We start from the raw sequence: 13,811 nt of genomic DNA on the forward strand, positions 1-13,811 counted from the left end.
GCCGGGGGCCCCGCACCGGGGCGGCCCCCCGGCTCCTCAGGGCCTACGGGATCGGGGCGGCGTCCGGGCCCTCCTGCTCCAGCAGGTCCCGGGCGAAGTCCTCCCACTGCGCGTACCGGTCCGGATGCGCGGACCGCTGGACCGCCTGGCACACATCGCCCGGCTCCATCGACTCCCAGCCGTCGATCTGGAGCAGTCCCGGATTGGCGCTGGGTGAAGGCAGCCCGTAGAAGGACTTGGACGCGGTCGGTACGTGCGTGATCTGCGCCGGAGTGCCCCAGCCCATGCTCGGGCGCTGCTGGAAGACACCGAGCGAGTCGTGGTCGACCGGCGAGGTGTAGTTGACGAACTTCGACTCCTGCATCGCCGTCATCAGGGCGATGACCTGCGCCTCCTCGGAGAGCTCCGCCCCCTTTCCGACGCCGATGACCGTCCTGGCGTGGGCGAGCTGTTCCGGGCCGAGGTCCGAGGGGGCGGCGAAGAACGTTCGCAGCTCGCTGTCCGGGGCGGCCCTGAGCAGCTGCGCGGTGGCGGTGTCCACCCGGCCGGTCGGGGGCAGGCCGTAGCTCTGCTGGAACGCGCGCAGACCGTGTGCGCCCGAGGCCTGCGGGGCGGGTGACGGCGGCGGGGCGGGGTCCGCGTGCGCCGGGGGCGCGGCGGTCAGCAGGAGTCCGGCGGCGACGGCCGTGAGCAGCCGGTGGGGGAGTCGGTTCATTCGCATACGGCACCGTCCCGGGGTGGTGCCACGAAGTCAAGAACGCCACACATCGTGTCAATTGATGGAATATCGGGTTTCCATCCGGTGAGGGGGTCCGGAGTGGACGTGCGTGTGCCCCCGCCGCACGGAGAATTCCAGGGGCCGGGGCACACGCGGGCCTACCGGGCGGGGGTCAGGAGCCCACGCTCACCGTGAAGCGGCGCGGATTTCCGTCGTGCGCCGCGCCCGAGACGTCCGGCTCACCGTCCGGGCGTACGTCGTCGTACGGGAACGCGTAACCGATCGGGCTGTTCGCGTGGACCACCCGGGACCAGTGGTTGGTGACCGCGGCCTTGTAGTAGTCCGACGCGGACGTGCCGTTCGGCTGGCTCGGGTGGGTCAGCATGATCGAGCGGTTGAAGCCCGCGGCCAGCCGCGCCAGGATCGCCTTCTTGTCGTCGGAGTCGTCCGGGTTGTTGGTGAACGGCCCGTGGTTGCAGGTGAAGATGTCCTTCGTCTGCGGCTTGGTGAAGGTGTGGCCGCCCTCGAAGGTGAGGACGTCGCCGCTCACCCGGCCCGCCCGCGTGCCCCGGCCGCCCTGGAGGTCGATCCGCAGGTCCTCGGAGCGGTACTTCTCCCACACCTCGTCGATCTGCGCCTCGAACAGACCCCGGAACGGCATCTCGTCCGGCCGGTCGAAGTACGGGGCCATGATGTTCTGCGGCGAGACGACCCGCAGCACCTTGCCGTCGTCGCCCCGGGTGATCAGCTGGTCCCAGGGCTGCCCGTCGGCGGCCGCCTGGGCGGTGAGGCCCTCCGCGATCCGGTCCACCGCGCCCTCCGGGTGCGGGGCCACGACGTGCGTGGCGTCCCCCTCCAGCGTGATGCCGATCGGGAGCGCGGTGATCAGGTCCACGTAGCTGATGTTGGAGTACAGCTGCTCGGTGTTGAAGGTGAACTCGGCGAACGCCCAGGTCCGCCCGTAGTTCGGGTCCGTCGGCGTCGCGAAGGCCGGTTCCACGAGGGACGGACCCGGGTTGAGGAAGAAGTCCAGCTTGTCGTCGCGGACGAAGTAGACCCGGGACCCGTACATCTGCGGCAGGGTCAGCACGACCGGGCCCGCGCCCGCGCCCTTGAGCGGGATGGCGCAGTCGACGGGCAGCGGCGTCCGCGGCGCGCCGGGGGAGTCGGGGCGGTAGACGCCGCCGTCCGGCTTCAGCAGCACCCAGCGGTCGGTGCCCAGCTCGCGGCCGGTCACATACGCGTGCACCGTGCCCGGCAACGACTTGTTCTCCAGGGCGATTTCGCAGGTGGCGGGGGCCGCCGACGCGCGGGGGCTCAGAGCGGTGCCCCAGGCGGGGTACGTGAGCGCCGCGGCCGATGCGGCGGCGCCGGTCAGGAACATTCGACGTGAAATCACGAGAGGACTCCCGAGGTGGTGGGGGGCCGCAGGCGGGGGTGGGGGGTGGTGCGGGGAGGGTCAGGAACCGTGGGGGGTGCCTGCGGTGCGCACCACTCTCGCGAGGCCCGGCGCGACCGTCAATACATGTGACTGAGAGCGCTCTCAAAAGTTTTGAGTCTTCACAACTCGACGCCCCGAGAAGGTACTTGCCGGAACCGAGCGGGTGCGAACCGTGACCGGAGGGGGCTTCCCGGCCAAGAGGTGAACGGTCCGCGAGCCGGGCCCCGCCGATGCGACTTGGACTAACGCATCGGGGTTGTTGGACGGAGTCGGCCCCCTGGGCGGAAGTTCGTTGACGGTGTCCGGACACGACGACTACTCAGGGGCCATGTCGCCAAGATTCCCTCGCCCCGGCCTGGTCGCCGCGGCCTCCGCAGCCGTCCTGGCGCTCGTGGGGGCCGCCCTCCCCGCCGCGGCCGCCGCCCCCTCGCCCCCCGCCCCGGCCGGAGAGGCCAAGGCCGACGGGTCCGCCGTGATCCGGTCCGACCGGCTCGCCGTAGCCGTCGCCGACGACTTCCCGCGCGTCCTGTCGTACACCGACCTGGCGAGCGGCGGGCGACTGCTCGGCTCCACCCGGCCGGTCACCGCCGTCACCCTCAACGGGACCGCCCGTCCGGTGCAGCTCAAGGGGGCGCCGGAGGTCACCGGTGCCGCCGCCCGCTACACCCTCGCCTTCGACTCCCTGCCGGGTGTGGAGATCGACGCCTCGCTCTCCGTCTCCGGACGGGCCACCACGTTCCAGGTGACCGCCGTCCGCGACACGCCCGCCTTCCGGGTCGGGACCATCGACATCCCCGGGCACGACCTGATCTCCGTCGGATCCGCCGAGTCCGGTGCCGCCACCGCCTTCACGAAGCTCGACCCGGACTCCACCCGCACCGCCGACGTCTTCGCGAAGGTCACCGGGGAGACCAAGCCCGACTCCGCGCCCGTCGGAGCCAGTTACGCGATCCTCAACACCGGCTCCCTCGCCGCGGCCATCGAGTCCAACTCCTCGTACGACAAGCCCTCCGGGGCCACCGGCGGCGACGACGCCCGCTTCTGGCACCAGGCGCGCACCGAGGAGGCCGGCGGCGTCCGGGTCGGCGTCTGGTCCGGCCAGTGGACCTACCGGGGCGAGGGCGCACCCGAGCCGGAGAGCGGCGAGAACCTGCCCTGGGCCAAGGTCGTCGTCACCCCGGACGCCAACGGGGACAAGGCCGTCGACTGGCAGGACGGGGCGATCGCCTTCCGCTCCATCGGCGTCGTCGCGCCCGGCAGCGAGGACACCCCCAAGCGGGTCGTCACCCATATCCCGTTCAACTTCGCCAGCCAGGCCACCCACCCCTTCCTGCGCACCCTGGACGACGTCAAGCGGATCTCGAAGGCCACCGACGGCCTCGGTCAGCTCGCCGTCCTCAAGGGGTATGGCTCCGAGGGCCATGACTCCGCCCACCCGGACTACGGCGGCAACTACAACAAGCGGGCCGGCGGGCTGAAGGACCTCAACACGCTGCTGAAGGAGGGCGGGAAGTGGGGCGCGGACTTCGGCGTCCACGTCAACGCCACCGAGTCCTACCCGGAGGCCAAGGCCTTCTCCGAGCAGCTCGTCGACAAGACCAAGCCCGGCTGGAACTGGCTCAACCAGAGCTACTACATCGACCAGCGCCGCGACATCAACAGCGGCGACCTGGCCGAGCGCTTCCGGCAACTGCGCGACGAGACCGACAAGAACCTCGACTTCCTCTACATCGACGTCTACTACAGCCACGGCTGGATCGCCGACAAGACGATCCAGACCGTCCAGAAGCAGGGCTGGACCGTCGGCACCGAGTGGGCCGACAAGTTCGAGCGCGCCTCGCTCTGGTCCCACTGGGCCAACGACCTCGACTACGGCGGGGCCACCAACAAGGGCCTCAACTCGCAGATCATCCGGTTCATCCGCAACGGCGAGAAGGACATCTGGAACAACCACCCGGTTCTCGGCCAGAGCGCCCTGGAGGACTTCGAGGGCTGGACCGGCGAGACCGACTGGAACGCCTTCACCGACAACATCTGGCAGAAGAACCTCCCCGCCAAGTACCTCCAGCAGCAGAGGATCACCCGCTGGGACGGCAACGACATCACCTTCACCGGCGGGGTGCGCGGCACGGTCGAGGACGGCAGGAGGACCTTCTACGACCAGGGCCGCAAGGTGCTCAGCGGCACCGACTACCTGCTCCCGTGGGACGGCGGCAAGAAGCTCTACCACTACAGCGAGACCGGCGGGACCAGCACCTGGGAGGTGCCCGGCAGGGGTGCGTACACCCTCTACGAGCTGACCGACAACGGCCGCGAGAAGGTCGCCACCGTCCGCCCCTCCGGCGGGAAGGTCACGCTCACCGCCACCGCCGGACAGGCGTACGTCCTCTACCCCGACCGGGCGCCGAAGGAGACCTCGGCGGACTGGGGCAAGGGGACCGGGGTCACCGACCCCGGCTTCAACGACCGGGACCTCAAGGGCTGGGCGAAGACCGGCACGGCCGTCCGTGACACCGACGACCAGGGCCGCAACAGCGCCGCACTCTCCGGGACCTCCACGGCCGCGCTCTCCCAGACCGTCACCCGTCTCAAGCCCGGCAAGCGCTACACCGCCTCCGCCCTGATCGAGGTCGAGCCCGGCAAGAGCCGCCGCACCACCGTGAGCGCCGGCGGGAAGTCGGTCGCCGTCGAACGCTCCACGGCGAAGGACTACGTCGCCGCCTCCGACTGGCACGGCACCCGTTTCCAGCGCGCCAAGGTCACCTTCACCGCCCCCGCGAACGGCCGTACCACCCTGCGCATCGAGGCGGCGGCGGGCTCCGCCGCGAAGGTCCGCGCCGATGACGTACGCATCGTCGAGAACGCCCCGGCCACCCGCACCGGCACCGTGGCGTACGAGGACTTCGAGGCCGTCGACCAGGGCTGGGGCCCCTTCCTCAAGGGTGACGCGGGCGGCTCCACCGACCCCCGCACCCACATCTCCCAGCTGAACGCCCCGTACACCCAGTCCGGCTGGAACGGGAAGCTCATCGATGACGTGCTCGGCGGGAAGGAATCCCTGAAGTCCCACGAGGAGAACACCGGGCTGGTCTACCGCACCGCCCCCTGGACCGTCCCGATGAAGGACGGCCACCGGTACCGGGTCGAGTTCGCCTACCAGTCCAGCCACGCCGGCGCCTACAGCTGGGTCGAGGGCTACGACCGGGTCGCCGACGGCAAGGCCGCCTCGACCGAGACCCGGACCACCCCGATCGGGCAGCAGCGCACCACCGGACAGTTCAACCGGACCCTCACCGCGGGCTGCGGTGACACCTGGACCGGGCTGCGCAAGCTCCCCGGGGCGCCCGAGGGTGCGGACTTCGTGCTCGACGGCTTCACCGTCACCGACCTCGGACCGGCCCCGGCGGGCGAGGAGGCCGTCTGCGGCACCCTCGGCGTGGCCGCCGACGCCGAGACCCTGGAGCCCGGCGCCCCGAACACCGTCAAGGCGACCTTCGGCAACGACGAGGCGAGCGCCGCCACCGACGTGAAGCTCGCGCTGACCGTGCCCGAGGGCTGGCAGGCGGAGCCGGCGGGCCCGGTCGCCTTCGACTCGGTCGCTCCGGGCGCGAAGGTCACCGCCGGCTGGCGGGTCACCCCGCCGGTGGACGCCCCCTACGCCACGTACGCGCTGGAGGCGGAGGCCACGTACACCGTCGAGGGCGCCGGTCGCACGCTCGGCGCGGAAACCTCCGTCCGTACGCTCCCGCCGCCGCCCACGAAGGACAGCTGGGCCAGTGACCTGGACTGGACCGCCTCCCAGAACGGCTGGGGACCGGTCGAGCGCGACCGGTCCAACGGGGAGGCCGGGGCCGGGGACGGCGGACCGCTGAAGATCGGCGGCGTCGCCTACGAGAAGGGCCTGGGCACGCACGCCCCGGCGAAGATCCGCTACTACCTGGGCGGGAAGTGCACCTCCTTCACCGCCGAGGTGGGGGTGGACGACGTCCAGACGACCCGGGGAAGTGTGCGATTCTCGGTCGCCGCCGACGGTACGGAGAAGGTGGCGTCGCCCGTACGGGGGGCGACCGACCCCGCCTGGAAGCTCACCGCCGACGTCACCGGCGCGGCGTACGTCGACCTGGTCGTCCAGGACGGCGGCGACGGCAACGGGAACGACCACGCCGACTGGGGCAACGCCCGCTTCCACTGCGGGGGTTGACCGCCGGACGGACAGATTCCCGGGGCGCGGCGAGCGACGGGGGAGCCAGCTGCGCCATACTGAGGGGGCCTTCGGGCCCCCTCAGGGGCATGTGGTCCACCGCACACCCTTCGCTTGTGGAGTCTCCACAACCGGAGTCGGCGTTTCGCTGGTGGATCGCCTGCCCGGCGGCATGGTTCTGTTCACTCCCACCACGAAACCGGGCAGGAGACTGTACGGAGTCGACGGCGAGATTCTGGGTCGGGGTTCGTAGGGTCGATGCATGACCGTTGTGGACGAAACCCAGGGTGAGCCGACCGACGCCCGAGGCCGGGTGGCCGAACTGCTGGCCCTGCGCGAGCAGGCGCGGCGCGGACCGAGCGAGCGGGCGACCGAGGCACAGCACGCCAAGGGCAAGCTGACCGCCCGGGAGCGGATCGAGCTGCTGCTGGACCCGGGTTCGTTCAAGGAGGTCGAGCAGCTCCGCCGGCACCGGGCCACCGGGTTCGGCCTGGAGGCCAAGAAGCCCTACACCGACGGTGTCATCACCGGCTGGGGCACGGTCGAGGGCCGCACGGTCTTCGTCTACGCGCACGACTTCCGGATCTTCGGCGGCGCGCTGGGCGAGGCCCACGCCACGAAGATCCACAAGATCATGGACATGGCCATCTCGGCCGGCGCCCCGCTGGTGTCGCTGAACGACGGCGCCGGCGCCCGTATCCAGGAGGGCGTCTCGGCGCTCGCCGGCTACGGCGGCATCTTCCAGCGCAACACGCGCGCCTCCGGTGTCATCCCGCAGATCAGCGTGATGCTCGGCCCGTGCGCGGGCGGCGCGGCCTACAGCCCGGCGCTGACCGACTTCGTGTTCATGGTCCGCGAGACCTCGCAGATGTTCATCACCGGACCGGACGTCGTGAAGGCGGTCACCGGCGAGGAGATCACCCAGAACGGCCTCGGCGGCGCGGACGTGCACGCGGAGACCTCCGGCGTCGCGCACTTCGCGTACGACGACGAGGAGACCTGCATCGCCGAGGTCCGCTACCTCATCGGGATGCTCCCCTCCAACAACCGCGAGAACCCGCCGACCGTGGAGAGCGACGACCCCGCCGACCGGCGCGGTGACGTGCTGCTCGACCTGGTGCCGGCCGACGGCAACCGCCCGTACGACATGCACAAGGTGATCGAGGAGCTCGTCGACGACGGCGACTACCTGGAGGTCCACGAGCGCTGGGCCCGCAACATCGTCTGCGCCATGGCCCGTATGGACGGCCAGGTCGTCGGCATCGTCGCCAACCAGCCGCAGTCGCTGGCCGGGGTCCTGGACATCGAGGCGTCCGAGAAGGCCGCGCGCTTCGTCCAGATGTGCGACGCCTTCAACATCCCGATCATCACCCTTCTGGACGTTCCCGGCTTCCTGCCGGGCGTCGACCAGGAGCACGGTGGGATCATCCGCCACGGCGCCAAGCTCCTGTACGCCTACTGCAACGCCACCGTGCCGCGGATCTCGCTGATCCTGCGGAAGGCCTACGGAGGCGCGTACATCGTCATGGACAGCCAGTCCATCGGGGCCGACCTCACCTACGCCTGGCCCACCAACGAGATCGCGGTGATGGGCGCCGAGGGTGCGGCCAACGTCATCTTCCGCCGCCAGATCGCGGACGCCGAGGACCCCGAGGCCATGCGCGCCCGCATGGTCAAGGAGTACAAGGCCGAGCTGATGCACCCCTACTACGCGGCCGAGCGCGGCCTGGTCGACGACGTGATCGACCCCGCCGAGACCCGCGAGGTGCTCATCGCCTCGCTCGCCATGCTCCGCAACAAGCACGCCGACCTGCCGTCCCGCAAGCACGGCAACCCCCCGCAGTAGTCGCCCCGCAGCGGCGCGATCCGCCGCACGGTCCCTGACAGCTGCCGAGAAGACGGAGACACCCACCATGAGCCTCACCCCCGCCGAGTCCGTCCTGCGCGTCGAGAAGGGCCACGCGGCCCCCGAGGAGCTGGCGGCCATCACCGCAGTCCTGATGGCCCGTGCCGCCGCCCAGCCGGCCGCCCCCGCCCACCGCGGCCGCGACACCGCCGGCTGGCGCCGCCTGGAGCGCACGCCGGGCTTCCGCGCCCCGCACAGCTGGCAGGGCTGACCACCCCGGCCGGACGTCACGCGAAGGGCCCCGCACTCCTCAGGAGTGCGGGGCCCTTCGCGTACGGGACCGGCGGAGGGTCTAGCGCAGGCGCGCCATCAGGGCGTGCTCGACGAGCGTGATGAGCGCGCTCTTGGCGTCCGCGCGGTGGCGGGCGTCCGTCGTCAGGATCGGGGTGTCCGGCCCGATCTGGAGCGCTTCGCGGACCTCGTCGGGGGTGTAGGGCTGGTGTCCGTCGAAGCCGTTGAGGGCGATGACGAAGGGGAGGCCGCTGTTCTCGAAGTAGTCGACGGCCGGGAAGCAGTCGGCGAGACGGCGGGTGTCGACGAGGACGACGGCGCCGATGGCGCCGCGGACCAGGTCGTCCCACATGAACCAGAAGCGGTCCTGCCCGGGCGTCCCGAACAGGTACAGGATCAGGTCCTGGTCCAGGGTGATACGTCCGAAGTCCATGGCCACCGTCGTGGTGGTCTTGTCCCCGGTGTGGGTCAGGTCGTCGATGCCCGCCGAGGCGGACGTCATCACGGCTTCGGTGCGCAGCGGGTTGATCTCCGAGACGGCACCGACAAACGTGGTCTTACCCACGCCGAAGCCCCCTGCCACCACGATCTTCGCCGAGGTAGTGGAGCGGGCCGCTCCGCCGCTAGAGCTTGCGAAGTCCACTGAGCACCCTTTCGAGCAGTGTCACATCTGGCTGGCCGCCGGCGGCCTCGTCGCCGCCGGGCTGATGGATAGCGACGAGTCCGGCCTCGGCCAGGTCGGCGACGAGGATCCGGGCAACGCCGAGGGGGATCGAGAGAAGGGCCGAGATCTCGGCGACCGACTTGATCTCGATGCAGAGCCGGCAGATCCGCTGGTGCTCGGGCAACTGCCCTTGCAGCCGGGCCGGATCGGCCGTCGTGCTGACCAGCGCCTCGATGGCGAGCTGGTAACGCGGTCGGGTCCGGCCGCCGGTCATGGCGTACGGACGGACCAGCGGGTTGTGCGCGGCGGGCTTGGCGGGCTCGGGAGCCCGCCGCTGCTGCACCGGCTGGATGCGCTGCTGCTGGGACGTGTCGTGCCGCTGCTGCGGTTGCTGCGGCCATCCCTGGCCCGGCTGCTGCTGGGGCCACTCGGACCCCGGGCCGCCGGGCACACCGTGCTGCTGGTGCTCCTGCTGCTGATATGGCTGATACTGCCCGGGGCCCTGACCACCGGATGCGGCGGGGAAGCCGAAACGGTTGTCACCGTGCTCACCCGGAACCCTCTGGTCACCGTTGTATGAGTGCCCGCTTGTGGGTGCTGCCACGTTTCCTCCTCCGACTGCCGGTCGCCGATCCCAGTGGGGCCGCGCCACCGCACTTTATGGCGCGGTGGCGAGAAACGCACTGTCTGTCTACTAGTTAAGAAGACTTCCCTGAAGTTCGGCGCGGAGGTCCGGAGTCAGGACACTGCCCGCGCGGTCCACCAGAAGGGCCATTTCGTACCCAACCAGACCGATATCGGCGTCCGGGTGGGCCAGAACGGCAAGCGAGGATCCGTCGGAGATGGACATGATGAAGAGGAATCCCCGCTCCATCTCCACAACGGTCTGATTCACGGCGCCGCCCTCGAAGATCCGCGAGGCGCCCGCGGTCAGCGACGTCAGACCGGAGGCGACGGCCGCCAGCTGGTCGGCGCGGTCGCGCGGGAAACCTTCGGACATCGCCAGCAGGAGTCCGTCGGCGGAGACCACCACCGTGTGCGACACCCCGGGGGTGTTGTCCACGAAATTGGTGATCAACCAGTTGAGATTCTGCGCCGCCTGGCTCATCGGGCTCACACTAACGCTCCTGGTTGTAGGTGGTACTGGTGTCCGACCCCGCGCTGCGTCCCCGCTGGATCCCCCGCCGCAGGTTGCTCAACCTGCCGCGGACGTCCTCGGGAGCGCGGGAGACCTGTGGGCCGCCCTGCTGGGTCTGCTCCGCCGTGCCCTCGACCAGGTTGGCCTTGGGTACGCGCCGGGGGAGACCGGAGGGGGTGATTCCGCCCGCCTTCGGCTCACGGAGCTTCTCGGCCCGCTCCCAGCGCTCGTCGTTCGTCGAGCGCCAGTCGTCGGGGCCGTCCCCGTCCGTCTGCGGGTCCTGCCGCTGTTCCTGCTGCGGGCGGGGCCGCTGGGCCGGAGCGGGCTGGTCGTTGCCGCGGCCGCCGGGACCGGGCTGCCAGTGCTGCTGACCGCCGCGGCGCGGCAGACCGGCTTCGGTCAGCTCGGGGCCGACGTTCGGGGTGGGTCCCGGACGGTCGAAGCCTACGCGCTCCGAAGGCTCCGCGGGCGTGCTCGGAACAGATTCCGGTTCGGTCCGGGCGATCGGCTCGTAACCGTTCTGAACAGGCCAGTCGTCCTGGTGGGACGGGTCCGCCGAGACCGGGTACGCATCGGCGTACGGACCCTGCTGACCCTCCGGGACGGCATATGCCGATTCCGCGTAGCCGTCCTGCGGCTGCTGCTGCCCCTGCTGCGGGTAGCCGTCCCCGGCGCCGTACTGCTGCTGCTCGTACGAGCCCTGGTACTGCCGCTGCTGCTGCCCGTACTGGTCCTGGCCGTACTGCTCTTCGGCGTAGCCCTGCTGGGGCTGCTGCTGGTCGCCGTACGGGCCGCCCGCGTACGACTCCGGTGCGTAGCCCTGCTGTTCCTGGGCGTTGTCCGCGAAGGGGCCGCCGACGCCCGTCTGGGCCTCCAGGGCCGCCCTGCGCTCCTCGCGCATCAGCGAACGGTTGACCGGGTCCAGCTGACCCGGGTCCGCCGGGGTCTCGTAGCGCGAGTCGTCGAAGCCGAGCTCCGCCGCCGTACGCATCGGGGCCTGGTGCGGAGCCGCATCGAAGGCCGACTGCTGCTCGGGGATGATCGAGGAGACGGTGAAGTCGTCCTGGGCGCCGTGCGGATCGCCACCGCCACCGTGGGTGATGGCGTCCGGCAGCATGATCAGCGAGGTGGTTCCGGCCTGCTCGCCCGAGGGGCGCAGCTGGACCCGGATCCCGTGCCGGTCGGCCAGCCGGCCCACCACGAACAGGCCCATGCGCTGGGACACCGCGGCGTCCACGGTCGGCGGGTTGGCCAGCTTGTGGTTGATGTCGGCGAAGTCCTCGGCGGTGAGGCCGATTCCCTTGTCGTGGATCTCGACCATGACACGGCCGTCGGGCAGCCGCGTCGCGGTGACCTTGACCTTGGTCTGCGGCGAGGAGAACGTGGTGGCGTTCTCCAGCAGCTCGGCGAGCAGGTGCACGAGGTCGGTCACGGCCCGGCCGTGGATCTCGGCCTCGGGGACACCGGAGAGCTGGATGCGCTCGTAGGACTCCACCTCGGAGGAGGCGGCCCGCAGGACGTCCACCAGCGGCACCGGCTGGTCCCAGCGGCGGCCGGGCTCCTCGCCCGCGAGGACGAGGAGGTTCTCGCCGTTGCGGCGCATACGGGTCGCCAGGTGGTCCAGCTTGAAGAGGCTCTCCAGCTGGTCCGGGTCGGCCTCGTTGTTCTCCAGGTCGGTGATGAGGGTCAGCTGGCCCTCGATGAGCGACTGGTTGCGGCGCGAGAGGTTCGTGAAGATCGCGTTGACGTTGCCCCGCAGCATGGCCTGCTCGGCGGCGAGCCGGACGGCCTCGCGGTGCACCTGGTCGAAGGCGCGGGCGACCTCGCCGATCTCGTCCTGCGTGGTGATCGGGATCGGCTGCACCCGGGTGTCGACCCGGCCCGGGTCGGTACGCGAGAGCTGGTCGACGAGGGAGGGCAGACGCTGCTCGGCGATGCCGAAGGCGGCGGTGCGCAGCTGGCGCATCGAGCGGCTCATCTGGCGGGCCATGAGCCCGGCCAGGAGGAACGCGGCCAGCAGCGCGATGACGACGATGAGGCCGTTGACGATGGCGTCGGTCTTGGCGTCGGACGAGATGTTCGCCGCCTCGTTCACCGCCTTGGTGACCAGCTCGTCCTCGACGGTGGCGTACCCCTCGAACTTCGCGGTCGCCGCGGCCATCCAGGTCTCGGGCGTGATGCCCTTCTTCGCCAGCTCCGCGGGGTCCTGCCCCTTGCCGATCTCCTGGGCCATGCCGTCGAAGACCGAGCCGTCGATGCTCGGCGGCTCCACGAAGGGCTCGCCCGCGGCCTCGGCCTGCTCCTTCGCGGCCTTCAGCTGCTTGGCGCCCTCGGCGGCCTTGCCGGCCATGACCTGCTTGAGGCGGTCGACGTCGGCCTGGGTGCCACCGGAGTTGAACTCGCCGAGCGCGATCTGCTCCAGGTAGTTGTACGAGCCGAATGCCTTGACCTGGGCGTCGTAGGTGGCGGGCTTCTTGCTCGGGCGCACCAGGAGGTGCGTGCCGATCGAGCGCTGAAGCGATTCTGCAGCCTTGGACAGCTCGATCGCGTAGACCGTGCGGCCGTAGCTGGTGATGTTGCCGGTGCCGAGGCCGAGCTCGTTGGAGAACTCCATCAGCGAGTGCTGGACCTGTACGTAGCCCTCTTCGGTCTTCACCGGGTCCAGGGCCTGCGAATAGGCGGCCTTGCGCAGCTCGGGAAGCTTGGGCTCCTCGCCCCTGAAGAGCTTCAGACGGCGCTCCAGACCGGGCTTGGACGGCATGTCCTTCACCGCGGCGTCGAACTTCCGCGCGGCCTCGTCCGTGGTGGCCCGGGTCTGCTCGACCACATCGGCGTCACGGTCGCCCGAGAGCAGCGGCTGGGCGGTGAGGTCCCGCTCGTTCAGCAGCGCCTGCCCGTACTCGGACGCGGCGCGTACGACGACGGCGATCTTCTCGGCCTCCTGGGCCTCGCCCCAGGTGTCGATGGAGCCCTTCACCTGGAAGCCGCCCATGACCAGGCCGACCAGCACCGGGATCAGGAGGATCGCGTTCAGCCGGGTGGCCACCCGCCAGTTGCGCGGGGACAGTCGACTGGCGCTGCCCGCAGCCGCGGACTCCGTGTCGGACACATCCGCAGGGGACGCCGCAGCGCGCGGCGGCGGGGTGAAGTTGCCCCGCTCGGGCTGCGCCGCGGAGCCCTCGTTGCTTCGCCTCACTCGACCAACAACCTCTCGGCGTCGGCACCTACGTTGTGCCGGATTATTTCGTTCAGGGCCGTACTACTGGGGAGTTCGTCGCATTGCAGCACGGGGACCGGTCCCGTTCCAAACACTCGGAACCGTGGATTCCAAGTGGCCCAGGCCTCAGATAAATCGGGCATAAAGAGCGAGCCCCGTCAAAAGGCGGGGCTCATGTGAGCGCAGTGGCACCGAATGGATGCATCGGGTGGCGGTGCGGAGTCAATTCTCTGTCGAAACGTTATGAACGCGGGGGCGGATCGTGTCAAACGACACAGGCCGCCCCCGCGTGACT

The 13,811-nt window shown here is 70.5% G+C and carries 9 protein-coding genes; 3 read left to right on the top strand and 6 right to left on the bottom strand.

What is annotated here, in order from left to right; all coding sequences use genetic code 11:
• Positions 1–43: 43 nt before the first annotated feature.
• Together CCZ36_RS26100 and CCZ36_RS26105 are read right to left on the bottom strand one after the other, a co-directional pair.
• Entirely contained in the window at positions 44–715 is a 672-nt protein-coding gene (locus CCZ36_RS26100) for a peptidoglycan-binding domain-containing protein (RefSeq protein WP_443069820.1), read from the bottom strand.
• Positions 716–890: 175 nt separating this feature from the next.
• Positions 891–2,102 carry a glycoside hydrolase family 64 protein gene (locus tag CCZ36_RS26105; protein ID WP_206515812.1) on the bottom strand — a complete coding sequence of 404 codons (1,212 nt, stop codon included), beginning with the start codon at positions 2,100–2,102 and terminating at the stop codon, positions 891–893.
• A 385-nt stretch (positions 2,103–2,487) separates the two neighbouring features.
• Between CCZ36_RS26105 and CCZ36_RS26110 the strand changes: the two genes are divergently transcribed.
• From CCZ36_RS26110 to CCZ36_RS26120, 3 genes are all read left to right on the top strand, one after another.
• The gene (locus CCZ36_RS26110; protein ID WP_128818685.1) at positions 2,488–6,360 is read left to right on the top strand and encodes an endo-alpha-N-acetylgalactosaminidase family protein; all 3,873 of its coding nucleotides are present in this window, start codon (positions 2,488–2,490) and stop codon (positions 6,358–6,360) included.
• Positions 6,361–6,622: 262 nt separating this feature from the next.
• Entirely contained in the window at positions 6,623–8,206 is a 1,584-nt protein-coding gene (locus CCZ36_RS26115) for an acyl-CoA carboxylase subunit beta (RefSeq protein WP_128818686.1), read from the top strand.
• 67 nt (positions 8,207–8,273) lie between these two features.
• Positions 8,274–8,477, top strand: coding sequence for an acyl-CoA carboxylase subunit epsilon (locus CCZ36_RS26120; RefSeq protein WP_003966016.1), 204 nt, complete (start codon positions 8,274–8,276; stop codon positions 8,475–8,477).
• Positions 8,478–8,558: 81 nt separating this feature from the next.
• Here the strand turns inward: CCZ36_RS26120 and CCZ36_RS26125 are convergent, their stop codons facing one another.
• From CCZ36_RS26125 to CCZ36_RS26140, 4 genes are all read right to left on the bottom strand, one after another.
• Positions 8,559–9,140 carry a GTP-binding protein gene (locus CCZ36_RS26125; RefSeq protein WP_014048542.1) on the bottom strand — a complete coding sequence of 194 codons (582 nt, stop codon included), beginning with the start codon at positions 9,138–9,140 and terminating at the stop codon, positions 8,559–8,561.
• Entirely contained in the window at positions 9,121–9,765 is a 645-nt protein-coding gene (locus CCZ36_RS26130; RefSeq protein WP_176734556.1) for a DUF742 domain-containing protein, read from the bottom strand. Before CCZ36_RS26130 ends, CCZ36_RS26125 begins: the two co-directional genes overlap by 20 nt.
• A gap of 90 nt (positions 9,766–9,855) precedes the next feature.
• The gene (locus tag CCZ36_RS26135; protein WP_006127847.1) at positions 9,856–10,269 is read right to left on the bottom strand and encodes a roadblock/LC7 domain-containing protein; all 414 of its coding nucleotides are present in this window, start codon (positions 10,267–10,269) and stop codon (positions 9,856–9,858) included.
• Positions 10,270–10,279: 10 nt separating this feature from the next.
• Positions 10,280–13,495, bottom strand: a complete 3,216-nt coding sequence (locus CCZ36_RS26140) for a nitrate- and nitrite sensing domain-containing protein (RefSeq protein ID WP_128818687.1) — start codon at positions 13,493–13,495, stop codon at positions 10,280–10,282.
• Positions 13,496–13,811: the final 316 nt, after the last annotated feature.

The sequence above is a fragment of the Streptomyces sp. S063 genome, assembly GCF_002832675.1.
GTDB lineage: Bacteria > Actinomycetota > Actinomycetes > Streptomycetales > Streptomycetaceae > Streptomyces > Streptomyces sindenensis.